Origin of the sequence: Sphingobium sp. DEHP117 (assembly GCF_030867385.1) — a bacterium.
GTDB lineage: Bacteria > Pseudomonadota > Alphaproteobacteria > Sphingomonadales > Sphingomonadaceae > Sphingobium.
Genome location: NZ_JAPFBJ010000003.1, coordinates 589573 through 608077, shown reverse-complemented (window position 1 = coordinate 608077; position 18505 = coordinate 589573). Strand labels below are relative to the sequence as shown.

Sequence of the window (18505 nt, the reverse complement as noted above, 5' to 3'; positions counted from 1 at the left end):
CAAACATTTGCCGGGGATTAAGGTTCCGCCGCAGTGCGGTATAGAACGTGGCACAAAGACGGTTCGCCGCAGCACAGCAGAAAGCAAACCTAAGCCGATGAGCGTGCCGCTCGCCGATCGTCAGCTGCCAACGATCGTTCCGCCGTTGGGATGCAACACCTGCCCGCTCATGTAGCTCGAGTCCTCGCAGGCGAGGAACAGAAAAGCTGGCGCGACTTCATTGGGCTGTCCCGGCCGACCCATCGGCGTACTCTCGCCGAAGTGAGCGAGCTTGTCCTTCGTCGCTCCGCCAAAGGGGTTGAGCGGAGTCCAGATGGGACCGGGCGCTACCGCATTGACGCGGATGCCCTTGTCGACGAGGTTTTCGCTTAACGAGCGCGTGAAAGCCGTGATCGCTCCCTTGGTGCTGGAATAATCCAGCAGCTCCTTGGAGCCTTGATACATGGTGACGGATGTGCAGTTGATGATGGCCGCGCCGGATTGCAAATGGGGCCGGGCCGCCTGCGTCATGAAGAACATGCCGAAGATATTGGTCTGGAAGGTCCGGCGCAGTTGCTCCTCGCTTATGTCCTCAATATTTTCATCGGGGTGCTGTTCCCCCGCGTTATTCACCAGGATATCGAGCCTGCCGAACTTTTCGATGACCTTGGAGACCGCATCTTCGCACATCTGCGCAGATCCGATATCCCCTTTGCACAACAGCGCGTCGCGCCCTTCGGCTTCAATGATGCGCCTGGTTTCTTGTGCATCTTTATCTTCAACGAGGTAGACGATCGCTACATTCGCGCCCTCACGCGCAAACAACGCGGCGACTGCCCTGCCGATACCGCTGTCGCCGCCGGTGATGAGCGCGACCTTGCCCTCCAGGCGGCCAGAGCCTGGATAACGCGGCTGCCACTCCGGTTTTGGTTCGAGCTCGCTCTCGTTGCCGGGGAGCGCGTCCTCGTGAATCATTTCGTCGAGGTCGGCCATGATCAGTTCTCCAATCGGGTTACTTGACGCGTGCCGGCTTGCCCTTGCGCTTGGTGCTGGCCAGCTCCTCCAGTTCTTTCTCGCTCATGGATTTCTCCATCGAGCGCGAGGCGCCTTTGAGGGCGCCCTTCTTCGTTTCGCCGCGCTTGGCGGACAAGGCGGCCCCCGCCGCCATCTGCTCGGCTTTCGATTTTGCGGGCATCCTATTCTCCTGAACCTCGACTATTGCTCTGGGCGGGTTAGGCGGTAACGGGGGGTCTAACGGCAAGTTCCTCGGGATATTCGGAAACCGTGGGCGACGAGACGAACCGGGGGCCTTTGGTGGCCAAGCGTTGCTACCCCTTGTTGCGCTGGTTCTCGGGGTAATCTTCCGGTGTCACCCGTCCGACGACCGGGCGGTCTTCCACATCCTCCTGCGGTTGCCCCCCGCCGGTGCGCGCATCCTTGGTCCTACCCGGAAGGATATCGCCGAGCGGGCCTTCCTTTTCCTTTGCCGGTCGCGCGTTGGCGCGGCCGCTCGGTTTGGAATGATCGGTCACGGTCCATTCTCCAATAATGCCGTTTTTCAGCTTTCAATCGACCAGCCTGACGAAGGTTCCTGCCGATCCGCCCCGGGATACATTCAGACCCATTTTTCCTTCTCATATCCGGAAGGTGGCACCGCAGATAAGCGAGGCGCTCCGATGATCGTCAGATGGTGAGGTAAGCTCCGGCGTTTCACGCGGCGGTCTGGGTGAGGCCGGCGGGCAGCAGCGCCAGCCGACGCAGTGCCTCCATGTTCTGGATGCTCAGCCATTTCGAGCGCAGATCCATTACCCTGTGTTTACGCAGACCCTGTAATACGCGGTTGACATGGACGGATGTGAGGCCGCCGATATCGGCGATATCTATTTGTGTCAGCGGCATCGCACACTGGTTGCCATAGGTGAGACCGGCGGCCTTCATGCGGTCAAACAGATCGCAGAACAGCCCTGCGAGCCGTTCGGTTGCGCTTTTTCTGCCAAGGCTGACGATCCATTCGTTCTGCCGATCGAGCATCGTTACCAGCGCCTGAAGCACCAGAGCGCTTGCGCCGGTGTCACTCATCGGCTCGCTGTAGGCACGCACAGTAGTCAGTGCGACTATCGGTTGGCGCGGCGCCTGACCCAGTCCCCATTGCGGTTCGCAATATTCGCCGGGAAGGAACAGGGCTGTGATCTGCCTGCGTCCATCGGTCAGCAGGCGAAAGCGACACGCCCATCCCTCCACCAGCTTCAAATAGGCATGCGGCGTTTCTCCAGGTTGCACCAGATACTGGTTCGGGCGAAACTGCCTGATCTCGGCTGCGGACGGGGATGGGAAATGTTTCATCGCATGTCCCGTTCACCGGCGATCAACTCCCCGGTCCCCAAAGTGCTACACCGCACTTGAAGCCACTGGGATTTTGAACAGGACGGGTGATGTCGACCATCAGATGAGCGGATAGCTCAGGCCATAATAGCCATAGACCGTACGACCATAGTCATCGGTATATTCCGGGCTGTCGTCGCCATTATAGCGGGGTGCATTGTCGAGCTGATCCCGCGTGAGATTGACGACATAGCCACCCTTATCGGTGTCGTAAGTCAGCATGTTCCAAGGAAGCGGATACCGATCTGTGCCGAGGCCGAACAGCCCACCAAATTCCAGCACCGCATATTCGGCTGTGCCAGAGCGCTTGTCGACCATGAAGTTCCTGACAGTGCCCAGCCGGTCGCCCTGCGGATTATAGACTGCCGTGCCCTCCACCTTGTCAGAGGCGATCAGGCGCTGTGTCTCGTTGGTGTCAAGTTGATCTGCCATGGGTTACTCCTGCGAGGCTTTGAGGATGAAGATGGCCGCCCCTTCAATGACGCAGGCTCATCATCTGTTGGGCTGGTAACGGGGGGGTGGCACGGGGGTTCCGCATCTCGTCTCAAATCGGGACGGTATGCGACGGGCTGTACGATAGCCAACGGCAGAACGCATTTTCACAATGCGGGCCGGTGCCAACGGCCGGAGCAAAATCGCTAAACCAAGTTAAGAAGGGGAAATTTCGCCACCACGTTGCGTTTGCGGTTTCGGTCTCATTTCAACCATAGCGACGCCCAATTCGGGCTGGGAGAGTTTCTGATGACGCATCGATGGAAAACAGGGGCATCGCTCCCGTTACTAGGGCTGGCGCTTTTCACGCTTGCAAACTGCAATGGCCGGGAAAACGAAGAGAACAACAGCACCGTCTCTTCTGCGGGTAACGCAATGGAGAATATGGCGACCGCTGCCGGTAACGCCATAGAGAACACGGGGCAGGCAATGATGACGACCCCAACCGCCCAGGAATTTGCCGATCAGGCAGCAAAGAGCGACGCTTTTGAAATTGCCGCCGCCAAGCTGGCCGCCACCAATGCAACATCCGCTCAGGTCAAGGACTTCGCTCGCATGATGCTCGCGGCGCATACGGAGTCTACCACAAAGCTGAAGGCGGCGGCCTCCTCCTCAAGCCCGGCTGTTTCACCTAGTGCTGAGCTGACCGGTGATCAGCAGGACGACCTGACCGAACTGCGCGGCATGAAGGGCGCAGCGTTTGACGAGGAGTATATCGACGGGCAGGTCGATGCGCACGAAGATGCGCTGGCGCTCATGCGGAAATATGCCGCTGACGGCGCCGAAGGGCCTCTTAAGTCTGCAGCGCGGGAGATGGTGCCGATCATTGAGCAGCATCTTACCCGTGCGCGAGAGCTGGATAAAACCAGCGGCTGACCATTTCGGTCGTCCAGCTTCGTTTGGATGTAGCGGCGAACATTTCCCGATGGTGTGGCGTTGTTTCCGCACCGGTGCATGTTCGGGAGGTGCCTGATGAAGAAATATGCTTATGGCTGGATAACAGCCGGGTTTTTTCTGGTCTCAATTGTCGGCCACTGGGTTTTCGGTTGGTATGCGTTCGTCGACGAAGCGCAAGAGCATCATCAAACGGCGGAGGTATCTGCTTATCTGGTGGAGATGGGGCGAGATACCTTTGAAAACTGGCAGTCGGAATTTCTGCAGCTGCTGTGGCAAGTGCTCGGCCTCGCCTATTTTCTTTATGTCGGCTCGCCATCATCCAAGGAGAACGACGACCGGCTCGAGGCGAAGATTGACGAGCTCATCCGCATGACGGCCGGTGAAGAAAAAGCGCGCGCCCTGATCGGCCAGATCGACGAACGGTATCTCCGGGTAGGTGGCCATGCCAAGCCGCACGGCCATGGAGATGTCGGTCATGAATGAAGGCAGCCTCTCGCTGGCATCGGGTGGGGTGAATCGCATCGTCGACCAGTTGCCTGACGATGTGGAGGCGGCGGTAAAAGACCTGTTGGCAGTCGCATGCGAGCGCGACGTGACACTGGCAACGGCTGAGAGCTGTACCGGCGGCTTACTGGCTGCGCTGCTTACAGATGTGGAGGGCTGTAGCCATGTCTTTGAGCGAGGGTTCGTGACCTATACGGAAGACGCCAAGACCGAAATGCTGGGCGTAGACCGGCAGCTCATCGATGCAGAAGGGGCGGTGAGCAAGGCAGTCGCGTGGGCAATGGCCGAGGGCGGCCTCAAGGCCAGCGAGGCGGACATCGTGCTCGCGGTCACGGGCTTTGCCGGGGAGGCGGGGCCGGAAGGTGAGGCGGGTCTGGTGCATCTTGCCTGCGCCCGGCGTGGCGGCTCTCTCATCCATCGCGAGGAGCATTTCGGCAATGTGGGGCGTGGAAGGATCCGCATCCAAACAATCCGCGTAGCGATTGAGATGATGCGGGAGGCGATGAGATAAGCGGCAGCGCTTAACAGGCCTGCGGGCCATTTCTAACATAGGTTACCGGCTCCACCCATCGCACGGAACGCAACCCGGCCTGCCGCGCTGTAGTGCTTCAACCGAAAGCGGCACATCTTACTGGCCGCAAATGGAGCGAAAACATGAATGATAGCGAGAGAAAAGCTGCCGGCATCGGGCTGGCTGCAGTGTTGACCGCGGGGGCTGCCGCAGCCGCGCTGGCGATGGCTCGCCGCAAGCGCGAGGCGGCGCACGGCAGTCCTGACAGCGCGCCTGGGCGGACCGCGCGACGAAATTTTGGCGATTATGATGTTGAGGGGCGTTCGGTCACGATTGCGCGGCCTCGGCAGGAGCTGTTCGAATTCTGGCGCGATTTCCAAAATCTGCCGACCTTTATGGAAAACATCGAATCCGTTGAGCACACCGGCCCGAAACGCACGCTCTGGCGGATCAAGGCGCCCGGCGATCTCACGGTCGATGTCGAGACCGAGATCGCCCGCGAAATTGAAGGCGAATTGATCGCCTGGCGCTCGGTGCCGGGTTCGGACATCGACACCAAAGGCAGGGTTGAATTCCGCGATGCTCCGGGCGAGCGGGGCACTCGCGTCACCGCCATCGTCGCCTACGATCCGCCGGGGGGAGCCATCGGAAAAGCCATCGCCAAGATGTTCATGCGCGAGCCTGCCATCCAGATGCGGCATGACCTCAAGCGGTTCAAGATGCTGATGGAGACCGGCGAGATCGCCACCTCGGCCCGGCGGCGCGACGCAACACGCGCGGCCAAGCAGGAAGAACAAACCCGTCACCATGAGAAAGAGGAGGCCTGAACGATGCGCGCACTCACCTGGCATGGCAAGCACGACGTGCGGGTCGACACAGTGGACGACCCCGAAATCATCAACCCGCGCGACGCGATCATCAAAGTCACCTCGACGGCGATCTGCGGCTCTGACCTTCATCTCTATGACGGCGTGATACCGGGCATGAAGTCCGGCGACATACTGGGGCATGAATTCATGGGTGAAGTGGTGGAAACTGGCCCCAAGAGCAGCCTCACCAAAGGGCAGCGCGTCGTGGTGCCCTTCACGATATCCTGCGGGGCCTGCTTCTTTTGTGAGCAGCATCAATATTCGGCCTGTTCCAACAGCAACCCGGTGGAAAAGCAGGACCTGGCCGCACCTGTCTATGGCCATGCGATGGCAGGATTGTTCGGTTATTCACACATGACTGGCGGTTATTCGGGTGGGCAGGCGGAATATGTGCGCGTCCCCTTCAGCGACATCGGCCCGGTGGTCATTCCCGATGGCATGGACGATGAAGATGTGCTGTTCCTGTCTGACATCCTGCCCACGGGGTGGATGGCTGCGCTGAATGCCGAGATCCAGCCGGACGACACTGTTGCGGTGTGGGGATGTGGCCCGGTGGGTCTGTTCGCGGTGCAGAGCGCCTTGCACATGGGCGCTGCGCGCGTGATCGCCATCGATCACTGGCCGCACCGGTTGGAGCTGGCACGCGGTCTGGGCGCTGACGTCATCAACTTCCGCGAGACGGACGTGCGCGAGGCGCTGATGGAAATGTCGGGCGGGCTGGGTGTCGATGCGGTGATCGATGCCGTTGGCATGGAGGCACATGGGTTTGCGATCGACAATATGCTCGACACGGTGAAGCAGAAGGTCGGCATTGGCGCAGACAGAGCTTCGGCGCTGCGGCAGGCGCTGCTCGCCGTGAGGCGGGGCGGGCGGGTTTCCATTCCCGGCGTTTATGGCGGGCTGGCCGACAAGTTCCCGCTCGGCGCTCTCATGGAGAAGGGCCTCAGCCTGCGCACCGGCCAGACCCATGTACAGGCCTATACCGCCGAGTTGCTGGAGCTGATCCAGCAGGGCAAGCTCGACACTACTTTCCTTATCAGCCACAGACTGCCGCTGGAGGATGCGCCACGCGGCTATCAGTGCTTTCACGACAATCAGGACGAGTGGACCAAGGTCATTCTGAAACCCGGAATGAAGATGGCCGCCTGAGCGCTTTTCATCGCGGAGCAAAAAGGGGAGACATAGCGATATGTCTCCCCTTTCTTTGGTCGATGGGAATGAGATCAGACCTGGACGGTGTCGAATGTTCTGACTTCAGGGCGCGGCAGTGACTTTTTGTACTGGGCGGTCAGCTCTTCCTTGCGCGCGGCGAGCTGCTTGCCCAGCGCTGCCAGATCGAGGTCGCTCTTGCGCGCCTGCGAGAACATGCCCTTGAGGAACGCCTCTTCCTCGTGGACATGATGCTTGATCATCTCGGAGAGCACCGAAATTTTCGCATCATAATATTCGCCTGAAGGTTTCCCCTGCTTGATCTCCGCGATAAGCACCTTGGCGCTGTCATGTTCGACATAGGCCTCGGGCAGCAGATCCTCTTCGACCTTGCCCTTGCAGGCGGGGTAGAAAATCTCCTCCTCAATCTGGGTGTGCACCGTGAGTTCGAGGCAGATTTTTTCCGCCAGCTTGCGCTTTTCCGCTGCGCCTTCCGCGTTTTCATATTCGGAAAAGAGATTTTCGACCTCGCGGTGGTCTGCCTTCAATAGGGCGATTGCGTCTTGGGTAGCCATGAATGTTCTCCTGCTATGATTGGGAACTGAAACGCATGTGTTCAGAATTCAGCCGTTCGCGGCGATGGCCCGAACAGGCAGCACGCCTCCAGCTTGGCTAAGCACACTCGGCTCCTTGGCCGCAGCAAAGCGTCGCCGATATGTTGCGAGCGCCTGCCCGACCACCTGATCCATATTGTAGTATCGATAGGTTGCGAGCCTCCCCACAAACACCACGTCTGGCCGGGCAAGCGAGAGCGCCTCATATTTTTTGAACAACGCCTGATTTTCCGCGCGGGGGATTGGATAATAAGGGTCACCCTCCGCGCTGGGAAATTCGTAGGTGATGCTGGTCTTCGGCGCGTCTTGGCCTGTCAGATGCTTGTATTCGGTGATGCGGGTATAGGGCACATCAAGGCCGGGATAGTTGACGGTCGCCACTTTCTGAAACCGGGGAGCGTCGATCGTCTCGTGCTGAAACTGCAACGAGCGGTAAGGCAGCTTGCCGTAACGATAATCGAAAAACTCATCGATCGGCCCGGTGAACACCAGCTGGTCATGCGGGTAGGCCGCCTGCGCTTCGCTGTAGTCGACTCCGAGCAGGACATCGATATTCGGATGATCGAGCATTTTCTCGAACATCTTGGTATAGCCGTGCTTGGGCATCGCCTGAAAGCTGTCGGTAAAATACCGGTCGTCACTATTGGTGCGGGTGGGAACACGTGACGTGACGGACTTGTCGAGCTCCGACGGGTCCATGCCCCATTGCTTCCGGGTATAGCCCTGAAAGAACTTGCGATACAGATCCTGCCCGACGCTGGCGATCACGACGTCCTCGGATGTGAGGATTTCCTGTACCGGCTCCGCGCGGGAAGCGAGATAGGCGGCGGCGTCCTCGTCAGTCTTGAGGTCGAGACCATAGAGCATGTTGAGCGTCGTGCGGTTGATCGGCATCGGTACTTCCATGCCATCAACCGCCGCGAGCACGCGATGCTCATAGGGGCGCCAATCCGTGAAGCGCGAGAGATAGCGGACGATCTCGTCGCTATTGGTGTGGAAGATGTGCGGCCCATATTGATGGATGAGGATGCCTGCCTCATCGAGCCGGTCATAGGCATTGCCGCCGATGTGCGGTCGCTTGTCCACCACCAGCACGCGCTTGCCAGCATCATTGGCGAGCCGCTCGGCCATGACGGAACCCGCGAAGCCCGCTCCAACGATCATCACGTCATAGGCTTTGGGCCGTTCCCCTGACCACACCACAGGCGACACGATCGGGTGCACATGGGCTGGGTGGCCCAGAATGGCCTCTATCTGCTCGAGCATCTGGTCGACCGTGCGGTCCCAGCTCAGTTCGGAAAGAACGCTGTCGACTTCCACCAGCCATTCGGAAGCGGGTGCGGCGGAGAGCTGCAGCGCCGCATCGCAGGCGGCGGCAAATGCGTCAGCCGTGTCAGCAATCGCAACCGCCTCCAAGCCACCATAATGGCGGATCACGTCGGTAATCGGCGTCGAAACGACCGGGCAGCCCGCAGCCAGATATTCAGGGGTTTTGGTGGGGCTGATAAAGCGCGTCGCCTCATTGATGGCAAACGGCATCAGGGCGACATCCCAGCCGCGCAGGTAATCCGGCAATTCGGCGTAGCTTTTGCCTCCAAGATAATGGAGATTGGAACGCTGGGGCAGATCTTCCTCGCGGATTTTCACAACCGGGCCGACGATGACAAACGACCAGTGTGGGCGCGCGTCTGCTACTGCTGCCAGCAGCTCGAGATCCATGCGCTCGTCCACCACGCCATAGAAACCGAGACGGGGATACGGAAGTGCTGCCTGATCGGCAGGATCAACACCGGGATCCCGTGCCTGGGCGAAATGGCCGACCTCCACGCTCGAGGGAAACGGATGAATATTGGCATGCCGTTCCTTCTTCGCTTCATAAAGGCTGTAGCCGCCGGTGAAGACGAGGTCTGCCTGCCGGAGCAAGTCCTGCTCCAACGGTATTAGGTCGGCAGGCGCATTCTTGAAGTTGGCCAGCTCGTCCATGCAGTCATAGATGATGCAATCGGCGACAAGATGCTCCGAAAACGGCAGCATCATCGGCGTATAATACCAGCATACCAGCGGATTGTCGGCGCGCCCTGCCATGTAAACATCCAGCTGAGCCTTGAGGATCTGCTGTTCCCGCTCGGTAGTCAGACTCCCCGGCAGATGCGGGGTTGCGACCATCACTCCCGTGGTCGGGCACCTGTGAACCTCCAGGCGGGCCTCGCTCAGGCCATCGGGATAAACCGGTTCCTCCCAGAATGTGACCGCATGTTGCTCTGCGAAACGGCTCATCAGATGTTGCGGACGCTGATAAACGAAGTTCCATCGCAGATGGCTGAAGCAAATCAGGTCGAAAGAGCCAACGGCGTGACTATTTTTGCGGGCACGCGCAGTCGCTGCCCAAAAAATCGGGAGATCATTCATGAATGGAAACCTCTTGGGTGGTGCTAGGGTAACCTTCCACCCGGCCTCGCGGTTCCGCGGCCCGGCGCAAAGGCACCATATTTCGGCGCTTGACGCTGACAGGCCGGGCGGCTCCACGTTAAAACGTCGGAGGATGCAACTATCCGACCCGCTTCTGGTTATGTGCAGTGGGTGGCGCTGCCCGGAAGGGATGCGATGCACGATTTGGAATTATGGGGCGGCCCGGAATGCACGGTCAATCGGGTGGGAGACCGCTATCGGGACCAGATTGTCGCGAGCGGCCATCATGAGCGAGCTTCTGATATCAGCCTTATGGCCGACGTGGGTTTCGCTGCAGTGCGATATCCCCTGCTGTGGGAACGGATAGCACCCTACAACCCTGATGAAAGCGACTGGAGCTGGACCGACGCTCAGCTCGACTTGCTCCGGTCACGCGACATCCGCGTGATTGCAGGGCTGATCCATCACGGCAGCGGGCCGGTTTACACCGATATACTGTCAGATGATTTCGCGCCGGGACTCGCCCGTCATGCGCGGAATGTGGCGGAGCGATATCCGTGGATTGAAGACTGGACGCCGGTCAATGAACCCGTGACCACCGCCCGCTTCTGCGCGCTTTATGGGCTTTGGTATCCCCACGTGCGTGACGAGGCATTGTTCTGGCGCGCGCTGCTGAACCAGATCGACGGTGTACGGATGGCGATGGAAGAAGTGCGTCGGGTCAATCCCGCCGCGCGGCTGGTGCAGACGGACGACCTCGGCCGGACTTATGCCACAGCCGCCTTGCGTGAACAGGCCGCCTTCGACAATTCACGTCGGTGGATGGGGTGGGACTTGCTGTGCGGCATGGTCGTGCCCGGCCATGCTCTGTGGCGGCGCCTGTGCAGCTTCGGGCTGGAAGCGCGCTTGCGGGCGATCGCGGAGGCTCCTTGCCCGCCCGACGTCATCGGCATCAATCATTATCTCACCAGCGACCGTTTTCTCGATCACCGGTTGCAACGTTACCCGGCGCACAAGCACGGCGGCAACGGGCGCCAGCGCTTTGCCGATACCGAAGCGGTGCGGGTGCTGGACCCGCCGCCGCCGGGCCTGCGTGGCGTCACCCTTGAGGCATGGGACCGCTATCAGCTCCCGCTGGCAATAACAGAAGTGCACAATGGCTGCACGCGAGAGGATCAATTGCGATGGACGGCGGAGGCGTGGGAGACAGCCCGAGACCTCCGTCAGGAGGGCGTCGATATCCGCGCGGTCACGAGCTGGTCACTGTTTGGCAGCCATGGCTGGAATACGCTGCTCACCGCCGAGGGGCGCTATGAGGCGGGATCGTTCGACGTGAGCGGTCCCGCTCCCCGTCCTACCGCTGTCGCGGGATTGTTGCGAGGATTGGGTGATGGCCCTGTTGTTGGCCATCCTGTGCTCGAAGGCGCAGGATGGTGGCGCAGGCCGATCCGCCTGCTCCATCTGCCCGCGCCGCGCCCTGCTCCGATCCGCGAGCATCTGAGCGCGCCAAGCTGGGCGGCGAGGACCCGCCGCCCGTTAATGATCCTGGGGGCGACTGGAACTCTCGGTCGTGCGATCGCCGCCGCCTGTCGCCATCGCGACATCGCCCATGTGCTGACCGCGCGCGATCAGCTCGATCTTGAGAGCCCGGGCGGAATTGCGTGCGCGCTTGATGCGCATCAGCCATGGTGCGTCGTCAACGCAGCGGGCTGGGTGCGCGTGGACGAGGCCGAAGCGCATGCAGACGCATGCTATGCCGCCAACGCGGCTGGCGCGCTGCGGCTCGCCGAAGCCTGCGCTGCGCGGGGCATCCCTACGGTCAGCTTCTCCAGCGATCTGGTGTTCGACGGGCAGGCGGAGCGCCCCTATCAGGAGAGCGACGCCGCAATCCCGTTGAACGTCTATGGCCGCTCCAAACGCGAGGCGGAGGAGGCTATTCTCGCCCTTTCAGGAAGCCACCTCATCGTTCGCACAGCGGCTTTCTTTTCAGCGATGGACCCGCATAATTTCGCTGTTCATGCTCTTCAGGCGCTGGCATTGGGTAACAGCTTCAGCGCCGCCGACGACCATGTCGTCTCGCCCACATTCGTACCCGAGCTGGCCGATGCCGTGCTCGACCTTGCCATAGATGGCGCAGATGGCCTCTGGCACCTGACCAACGGCGAACCTGTGAGCTGGGCGGCGTTCGGGCGGAGGCTGGCGGATGCCTGCGGCGTCGGCAGTGAGGGGATCGAGTCGGTCCCCGGCGCGTCGCTGGACTGGGTGGCCCCGCGCCCGCCTTATGTGCCGCTCACGAGCGAGAAGGGCAGGCTGATGGGGTCGCTAGACGATGCAATTGCGCATTTCGCCCATCTGCTGCGCGAGACCCGCCCCGATCTGGTCTGAGCATCGTCTGTGTCAACGCTGCGTCGCTAATCTATAAATAAGGAATTTCAGCTATTTATGCGGTGGACCGTGCTCATTCACCGCAAATACAATATTGCGTGGATAGAATGCGATCCGGTAAAACAGCAATGGGTTAGGTTGGGGATTTTGACCATGAGGATCGTGAAAGACTATATCGAGATTACCGATTACACTTCGCTTGATGCGCTGATCGACACGTTGGTGTCGCTGCGGCAGACGCTGGGCGAGGACGCGGGGGCGGAACTTCGTCTGCGAGGGGATGATGTGTTCGGGCGCACGCTGAGCATCTCTTACATGCGACCGCTGACGGAAGAGGAGGCTGCCTGCGAAGGCCGCTATGCCCATCTGTGTGAGCCCATTGGCAACCGCTTGGATCTGGCGGCTTAATCGCCCCAGACGCTGAGCTGCTGCTCAGGCGGCAACCGTAAGCGGGTCACCCGGCCCGCTTACAGTGCTTCTTGGTGCATGATCAGGTGACAGTGCTGCCCGGCGTTCAGGCAGCGACGTCGTAGGGCACGATCTCGCCTTCGAGATACAGCGTGCGTGCCTTGGAGCGGGAAAGCTTGCCCGAGGATGTGCGCGGCAGCGTGCGCGGTGGGATCAGCTCGACCACGCAGTTCATGCCGGTAATGGCGCGCACCCGGTCGCGTATCTGATCGCGCAGCTTCGCGCGCTCTTCCGCATCAGATGTGCGGCAATGCACCAGCACGGCGGGTGCTTCCTCGCCGCCCGGCGTGGTGATGGCGAAGGCGGCGATATCACCCTGCTTGAAACCGGGGAGTTGCTCTACCGCCCATTCGATATCCTGCGGCCAGTGGTTCTTGCCGTTGATGATGATCATGTCCTTGGCGCGGCCGACGATGTAGAGATAGCCGTTCGACATATAGCCCATATCGCCCGTATCCAGCCAGCCGTCCGCCATGCAGGCTGCCGTGGCTGCGTCATCGCGGAAATAGCCGACCATCAGCGACGGTCCGGTTGTCCAGACCTTGCCGATCTGCCCATCGGGCAGCGGCGTGCCGTCCTCCTCGCGAATCTCGACCGTCATGTTCCGCGCCGGCCTGCCGCAGTTTACGATGGCGCGATAGCGCTGTGGACGCCCCTCCGCAGCGTCTCCGCCGGAAAGATCGGTCTCCCCGACCAGCTCGACAACGATCCCTTCGCCCGGCGGCATGATGGTTACGGCAAGCGTCGCCTCGGCCAGCCCATAGCTCGGCAGGAAGGCGGAAGGCTTAAAACCGGCATCGGCAAACGCATCGACGAAGCTCTGCATTACATCGGGGCGGATCATGTCCGCGCCGTTCCCCGCAAGGCGCCAGCGTGACAGGTCGAACCGCTCTGACGCCTTCATCTGGCTCGACATGCGGCGCGCGCAGATATCGTAACCGAAGGTAGGCGAATAGCTGATCGAGGTGCCCTCGTTGCGGCTGATGAGATCGAGCCATGCGAGCGGGCGGCGCGCGAAGTCCTCGGTCTTGAGATAATCCACCGTCACCTGGTTGGCGACAGGCGAGAGGAAGCAGCCGACAAGGCCCATATCATGATACCACGGCAGCCAACTAATGCAGCGGTCGCTCTCCTGCACCTGCATGCCGTGGCTGTGTGCCGCAAGGTTGGACAGCAGTGCCTTGTGGGTTACGGCGACGCCGTGGGGAAAACGGGTCGAGCCGCTGGAATATTGCAGATAGGCGATTTCGTCGGTGCTTGCCTGCGGCAGGGTGCAGGGTGCAGCGTCACGAGCGATGAAATCCTCGAACGCGATGCCCTCCACGCCGTTTGCGGCTGCCGCCGCCCCCGCCATCTCGGCCAGTTCGGCGGGATAGAACAGGATCTTGGGGTCGCAGCTTTGGAGCTGGACGGAAAGCTGGTCGATGTAGCTGTCCTTGCCGCCGAAGCTGGTGGGCAGCGGAAGCGGCACCGGCCATGCGCCTGCATAGATGACGCCGAAGAACATCTGCGCAAACTCAACGCCGGTTTCAGCCACCAGTGCGATACGATCCTGCGGCTGGATGCCGGCGGCTATCAGCCGATAAGCGCAGGCAAGCGCATCAGAGCGCAACTCGGAATAGGGGTAGGGCCGGGCGAGATTACCGCGCGCATCATGAAAATTGAGGCCACGCGCGCCGGTGGCGGCGTAATCGAGGGCCTCGCCCATCGTGGCGAAGTCTGAGAAGCGGCGGGGCAGGCTGTCATGCGTGGGCAGCGGACGTAGTGCGGTTGCCCCCTTCGAGGCGGCAGCGGCGTCGGGCCGCGTCAATACGGCGCTGTCAGTCATCTCGTTTCCGGCCAATTCCAGTCCCTTCATATGCGACCCCGAACAGCTCATATGGCCATTTCGGCATGCTTTACGCCTCTAGCGCATAACTCAAGTTCAAATTCGGACGCGACTGTGGCACAAAAGTGGCGCATGGCACGATATCGCGCCCAAAACAAGCGACCTGCGCTGGATGAGGCGGCTCTGAGGGAGCTGGCTTTGGCTTATGTCGGGCGGTTCGCGACCAGCGGAGCGCGGCTGGAGCGCTATCTTGCGCGCAAGCTCCAGGAGCGCGGCTGGGCTGAGGCGCGGGAGCCGGATGTCGCGGCATTGTGCACCCGTTTTGCGGAGCTGGGCTATCTCGACGATGCCGCTTATGCGCGGATGAAGGGCGCGGCGATGGCGCGTCGTGGGCTCGGCGCGGGGCGGATCAGGGGCGCGCTGGCGGCGGACGGCATCGCGGAGGATGCCCGCGCCGCCGCGCTGGACCAGGCGCAGGCCGGACGGTGGGATGCGGCGGATACGCTCGCCCGCAAAAAGCGCATCGGCCCCTATGCGCTGGAGTTGGCCGATCGAGCGGTGCGGGAAAAACAGATTGCGGCGTTCGTGCGCGCGGGCCATGACTTCGCCACCGCGCGCGCCTGGGTCGATGCGGCACCGGGTGAATTTCCCGAACGGAGCGAAGAATGAGATTGTCCGCCATCGCGCTGGCCCTGTGCGCCCTGACCCTGGCCTGCTCGCCCGCGCAGGACAAGGGTGATACCGCGCCAGCGCCCACACAGTCGACAGGCGCCGGGCAGCATCTCGATAAGGTGCCGGTGCTGATCCACCACCAGGATGGCCGGGCGCCGACCCGGCTTGCCATAGAGCTTGCGCTGTCCGCAGAGCAGCAAGAGCGCGGACTGATGCACAGAACGGACCTCGCACCGGGCGACGGCATGCTCTTTCCGATGCTGCCCGCGCGGATGCCAGCTTTCTGGATGAAGGACACGCCGACATCGCTGGACCTGATTTTCATCACTATGAATGGCGGCATCGCGCGTATCATTGCCAACGCCCGCCCCTATGACCGCACTCCTCTATTCGCGGAAGAACCGGTGGCCGGCGTGCTGGAGCTGCGCGGCGGCGACGCGGCCCGGTTGGGGATCAGGGAGGGTGATCGCATAAGCTGGGGCCCCTGCACCGACAGGCCGGCCGTCAAACAGGCGACGGTGGATCAGGCCAGTTTCTGCCCCGCCGCAGACTAGAAGCCGCTTGCCAAGCGCCTTTGCGCGGCTTAATCCGCGCCTCATGGGACTGCTCAAGAACATCTTCACCTGGTGGGAAGGCGCCACCATCGGCACCGCGCTCTTTTCGGCCATCAAAGGCCGACGGGTGGGCGAGGATCATATGGGTAATGTCTATTATGAGGGCGGCAGGGGGCTGGACGGCAACCCGCGCCGCTGGGTGATCTACAACGGCTCCAACGACGCGAGCCGCGTGCCCGCCGAATGGCATGGCTGGCTGCACCACAGTATTGAGGGCGCGCCGGAGAGCTTTCTGCCCCCGCCGCGCGTCTGGGAGGCGGATTACACGCCGAACCAGACAGGTACGGCGAGCGCCTACCGCCCGCGCGGCGCTATCGAGGCCGGGGGGCTACGTGCCGCCGCGACCGGAGATTATGAGGCATGGACGCCCGACAGGTGAGTCTGCGGGCTGTGCGTCATGCCGCGCCGCTGCTCGGGCTTATCGCGGCACTGGCCGGTTGCGGCGATGGCGCGAATCAGCTGCCACAGGGGGACGCCTCGCGCCCGGTCGCTGCGGATGGTTCCCCACTTTCTCCTGAAGCCTTGAGCAATATGGCGGGCGTGACCCCGATGGCGCAGCGGGTGGCTGTGGTCGGCCTCTTGAACAAGCGCAACGGCCTTACCCGCGATCTGACGATGAAGCCGGGGCAGGCACTGCGTGTGGGCGATGCCATCGTGCGGCTGCGGGCCTGCGAGGCGACCGCCCCGTGGGAAGGCGAGAAGGAAGTCGGCGCGTTCGTTCAGCTCGATGTGCGCACTCCCCGCAAGGAAGAATGGCGCCGCGTTTTCTCCGGTTGGGTATTCCGCGAACGGCCGGAGCGTAACGTGGTGCAGCACCCGGTCTACGACGTCTGGGTGAGGAGCTGCGCGATGAAATGGCCAGATACCGGTCCCGATACGGTCAAGGTGGGCGACAGATCCGGCGCGAATGCCGATGCCGCCTCAGGCCCCGGCCCTGCAGACAACAGCGTCGACTCGTCGGCGAGCGAAATGCCGGACAGCGCTGTATCCAACAGCGCGCGGTAATTGCGCTGGCTGATCTCGATGGCGCCCAGCGAGCGCAGATGATCCGTCATGAACTGGCAATCGAGCAGGGTCATGCCACCCAGCCGCATCCGCGCCACCAGCCACGCCAGCGCAACCTTGGAGGCATCGGTGCGACGCGAGGCCATGCTCTCGCCGAAGAACGCACGGCCCAGCGCGACCCCATAGAGCCCGCCGACAAGTGTATCACCTTCCCAGCATTCCACCGAATGCGCAAAGCCGAGGGTATGCAGGCGGGCATAGCTCGCTTCGATGGCGTGATTGATCCATGTGGTCGGGCGGTCGGCCGCGGCCTCTGCGCAGAGTTGCACGACGCCGCGAAAATCCTCGTTCACGCTGACGCGGAATCGGTCTGCCCGCACCGTCTTTGCCAGCGAGCGGGAAAGGTGGAACTCATCCAGCGGCAGGACTGCGCGCTGCTTGGGCTCCACCCAGTAGATTTCGTCCGCGTCGCGGTCGTCTGACATCGGAAAGACGCCGATAGCATAAGCGCGCAGCAGCAGAAGCGGATCGATCAGCATGTTCGCCCCGGTGTGGCAGAGCCAATGCGTGCTTCCAAGGGGTATTTCCGGTTGCGCTGGCTGGTTTGCACGGCTAAGGGACGCCCCTTCGCCAGCCGAAAGTGCAGGAGTGTAGCTCAGCTGGTAGAGCGTCGGTCTCCAAAACCGAATGCCGGGGGTTCGAGTCCCTCCACTCCTGCCAAAACTTGCGCTTTTGCGAGTGCGGGGCTAAGGCGTGGCGATCGTCGCGAAGAGGCGGCTTCTATCCGGCCATGAAGGACCGGAGGGAGGCTTGTCGCTTCGCGGTTTGGTGTTTGTGTTGGAACAGGTGGGTTTAGCGTGGCGAAGTCCAGTCCCGGCGAATTTTTCAACCAGGTCAAGGTTGAAGCGCGCAAGATCGTCTGGCCCACCGGGCGCGAGACGATGGTGACGACGGTGATGGTGCTGATCATGACCACGCTGCTCGGCCTGTTTTTCTTCGGGATCGACAGCTTCTTCGGCTGGGTGGTCACGCTGCTGCTCAACCTGGCCTCAGGTCAGGGATGAGCGAAACTGGGGTATTGGAACGGAGCACTATGGCGCGCTGGTATATCATTCATGCCTATTCGGGCTTCGAGAACAAGGTTCGCGACTCGATCCTGTCCGAGGCGGAGCGCCTGGGCCTGTCGCAGCTCGTCGAATCGGTGGAAGTGCCGACCGAGACCGTGACCGAAGTGCGCCGCGGCAAGAAGGTGCAGTCCGAGCGCAAGTTCTTCCCCGGCTATGTGCTGGCGAAGCTGGCCATGAACGATGACGTATATCACCTTGTGAAAAATACGCCGAAGGTGACGGGTTTCCTCGGTTCCTCGGGCAAACCACAGGCGATTAGCGAGGCCGAGGCCGCGCGCATCCTCAACACCAAGGAAGAAGCCGCCGCTGCGCCCAAGCACAAGATTTCCGTCAACTACGAGATCGGCGATCAGGTGAAGGTGACGAGCGGCAACTTCGCCAGCTTCACCGGCACCGTCGAAGAACTCGATTTCGACAAGAGCCGGGTCAAGGTTTCCATCTCCATCTTCGGTCGCGCCACGCCGTTGGAGCTGGCGTTCGAGGATGTCGAACTGGCGAAGTAGTTTAAAGAGATTTCCGGGGTAACAGCCGGGGATAAGCGCGGGAGGATGCCTTCGGGTTTCCGTCAACACCGCTAAACTTGAACCGGGCCAAGGCGTG

Annotated in this window: 21 protein-coding genes, 1 tRNA gene and 1 pseudogene; 14 read left to right on the top strand and 9 right to left on the bottom strand. The window is 61.5% G+C overall.

What is annotated here, in order from left to right:
• Positions 1 to 120: 120 nt before the first annotated feature.
• From OOT33_RS15560 to OOT33_RS15540, 5 genes are all read right to left on the bottom strand, one after another.
• Positions 121 to 972 carry an SDR family oxidoreductase gene (locus tag OOT33_RS15560; RefSeq protein ID WP_307750945.1) on the bottom strand — a complete coding sequence of 284 codons (852 nt, stop codon included), beginning with the start codon at positions 970 to 972 and terminating at the stop codon, positions 121 to 123.
• Positions 973 to 991: 19 nt separating this feature from the next.
• Positions 992 to 1174 (bottom strand): DUF3008 family protein, encoded by a 183-nt coding sequence (locus OOT33_RS15555; RefSeq protein ID WP_307750944.1) that lies wholly within the window; start codon positions 1172 to 1174, stop codon positions 992 to 994.
• A gap of 133 nt (positions 1175 to 1307) precedes the next feature.
• Positions 1308 to 1511 carry a hypothetical protein gene (locus tag OOT33_RS15550; RefSeq protein WP_307750943.1) on the bottom strand — a complete coding sequence of 68 codons (204 nt, stop codon included), beginning with the start codon at positions 1509 to 1511 and terminating at the stop codon, positions 1308 to 1310.
• 178 nt (positions 1512 to 1689) lie between these two features.
• Positions 1690 to 2322 (bottom strand): helix-turn-helix domain-containing protein, encoded by a 633-nt coding sequence (locus OOT33_RS15545; RefSeq protein ID WP_307750942.1) that lies wholly within the window; start codon positions 2320 to 2322, stop codon positions 1690 to 1692.
• Positions 2323 to 2421: 99 nt separating this feature from the next.
• Positions 2422 to 2793, bottom strand: coding sequence for a PRC-barrel domain-containing protein (locus OOT33_RS15540; RefSeq protein ID WP_307750941.1), 372 nt, complete (start codon positions 2791 to 2793; stop codon positions 2422 to 2424).
• A 309-nt stretch (positions 2794 to 3102) separates the two neighbouring features.
• On the opposite strand from OOT33_RS15540, the gene OOT33_RS15535 reads away from it, so the two are divergent.
• The 5 genes from OOT33_RS15535 to OOT33_RS15515 all read left to right on the top strand — a co-directional run bounded on the left by OOT33_RS15535 (position 3103) and on the right by OOT33_RS15515 (position 6783).
• Complete coding sequence (locus tag OOT33_RS15535; protein ID WP_307750940.1) at positions 3103 to 3729, top strand: DUF4142 domain-containing protein; 627 nt, start codon at positions 3103 to 3105, stop codon at positions 3727 to 3729.
• Between the two features lie 96 nt (positions 3730 to 3825).
• Positions 3826 to 4233 carry a DUF6766 family protein gene (locus OOT33_RS15530; protein ID WP_307750939.1) on the top strand — a complete coding sequence of 136 codons (408 nt, stop codon included), beginning with the start codon at positions 3826 to 3828 and terminating at the stop codon, positions 4231 to 4233.
• Positions 4226 to 4765 (top strand): nicotinamide-nucleotide amidohydrolase family protein, encoded by a 540-nt coding sequence (locus OOT33_RS15525; RefSeq protein ID WP_307750938.1) that lies wholly within the window; start codon positions 4226 to 4228, stop codon positions 4763 to 4765. The genes OOT33_RS15530 and OOT33_RS15525 overlap by 8 nt, the downstream gene beginning before the upstream one ends.
• Positions 4766 to 4908: 143 nt before the next feature.
• Entirely contained in the window at positions 4909 to 5592 is a 684-nt protein-coding gene (locus OOT33_RS15520; protein ID WP_307750937.1) for an SRPBCC family protein, read from the top strand.
• Positions 5593 to 5595: 3 nt separating this feature from the next.
• Positions 5596 to 6783: an alcohol dehydrogenase catalytic domain-containing protein gene (locus OOT33_RS15515; RefSeq protein ID WP_307750936.1), complete on the top strand. Its 1188-nt coding sequence runs from the start codon at positions 5596 to 5598 to the stop codon at positions 6781 to 6783.
• Between the two features lie 74 nt (positions 6784 to 6857).
• On the opposite strand, the gene OOT33_RS15510 is transcribed toward OOT33_RS15515, so the two are convergent.
• Positions 6858 to 7358, bottom strand: coding sequence for a hemerythrin domain-containing protein (locus tag OOT33_RS15510; RefSeq protein ID WP_307750935.1), 501 nt, complete (start codon positions 7356 to 7358; stop codon positions 6858 to 6860).
• A gap of 48 nt (positions 7359 to 7406) precedes the next feature.
• The gene (gene glf / locus OOT33_RS15505) at positions 7407 to 9674 is read right to left on the bottom strand and encodes a UDP-galactopyranose mutase (protein ID WP_307750934.1); all 2268 of its coding nucleotides are present in this window, start codon (positions 9672 to 9674) and stop codon (positions 7407 to 7409) included.
• Between the two features lie 327 nt (positions 9675 to 10001).
• Here glf and OOT33_RS15500 point away from each other — a divergent pair, with 327 nt between their 5' ends.
• Entirely contained in the window at positions 10002 to 12191 is a 2190-nt protein-coding gene (locus OOT33_RS15500) for a family 1 glycosylhydrolase (RefSeq protein WP_307750933.1), read from the top strand.
• Between the two features lie 153 nt (positions 12192 to 12344).
• Complete coding sequence (locus tag OOT33_RS15495; protein ID WP_307750932.1) at positions 12345 to 12599, top strand: hypothetical protein; 255 nt, start codon at positions 12345 to 12347, stop codon at positions 12597 to 12599.
• A gap of 106 nt (positions 12600 to 12705) precedes the next feature.
• Here the strand turns inward: OOT33_RS15495 and OOT33_RS15490 are convergent, their stop codons facing one another.
• Positions 12706 to 14487: a fatty acyl-AMP ligase gene (locus OOT33_RS15490; RefSeq protein WP_307750931.1), complete on the bottom strand. Its 1782-nt coding sequence runs from the start codon at positions 14485 to 14487 to the stop codon at positions 12706 to 12708.
• Positions 14488 to 14619: 132 nt separating this feature from the next.
• On the opposite strand from OOT33_RS15490, the gene OOT33_RS15485 reads away from it, so the two are divergent.
• The 4 genes and pseudogenes from OOT33_RS15485 to OOT33_RS17950 all read left to right on the top strand — a co-directional run.
• Complete coding sequence (locus OOT33_RS15485) at positions 14620 to 15156, top strand: RecX family transcriptional regulator (RefSeq protein ID WP_307750929.1); 537 nt, start codon at positions 14620 to 14622, stop codon at positions 15154 to 15156.
• A complete protein-coding gene (locus tag OOT33_RS15480; RefSeq protein ID WP_307750928.1) occupies positions 15153 to 15713 on the top strand; it encodes a DUF192 domain-containing protein in 561 nt (186 codons plus the stop codon). The genes OOT33_RS15485 and OOT33_RS15480 overlap by 4 nt, the downstream gene beginning before the upstream one ends.
• Before the next feature lie 43 nt (positions 15714 to 15756).
• On the top strand, positions 15757 to 16152 hold the full coding sequence (locus OOT33_RS15475) for an NADH:ubiquinone oxidoreductase subunit NDUFA12 (RefSeq protein WP_307750926.1): 396 nt from the start codon (positions 15757 to 15759) through the stop codon (positions 16150 to 16152).
• Positions 16134 to 16559, top strand: a pseudogene (locus OOT33_RS17950) (DUF2155 domain-containing protein); the annotation flags it as partial. The gene OOT33_RS15475 and the pseudogene OOT33_RS17950, both read left to right, overlap by 19 nt.
• Positions 16560 to 16594: 35 nt before the next feature.
• On the opposite strand, the gene aat reads toward OOT33_RS17950, so the two are convergent.
• Positions 16595 to 17317 carry a leucyl/phenylalanyl-tRNA--protein transferase gene (gene aat / locus OOT33_RS15465; RefSeq protein ID WP_373690590.1) on the bottom strand — a complete coding sequence of 241 codons (723 nt, stop codon included), beginning with the start codon at positions 17315 to 17317 and terminating at the stop codon, positions 16595 to 16597.
• Positions 17318 to 17422: 105 nt separating this feature from the next.
• On the opposite strand from aat, the gene OOT33_RS15460 reads away from it, so the two are divergent.
• From OOT33_RS15460 to nusG, 3 genes are all read left to right on the top strand, one after another.
• Positions 17423 to 17498, top strand: a tRNA-Trp gene (locus tag OOT33_RS15460).
• A gap of 137 nt (positions 17499 to 17635) precedes the next feature.
• On the top strand, positions 17636 to 17842 hold the full coding sequence (secE, locus tag OOT33_RS15455) for a preprotein translocase subunit SecE (protein ID WP_307750925.1): 207 nt from the start codon (positions 17636 to 17638) through the stop codon (positions 17840 to 17842).
• Between the two features lie 29 nt (positions 17843 to 17871).
• Positions 17872 to 18408 carry a transcription termination/antitermination protein NusG gene (gene nusG / locus OOT33_RS15450; RefSeq protein ID WP_307750924.1) on the top strand — a complete coding sequence of 179 codons (537 nt, stop codon included), beginning with the start codon at positions 17872 to 17874 and terminating at the stop codon, positions 18406 to 18408.
• Positions 18409 to 18505 lie beyond the last annotated feature (97 nt).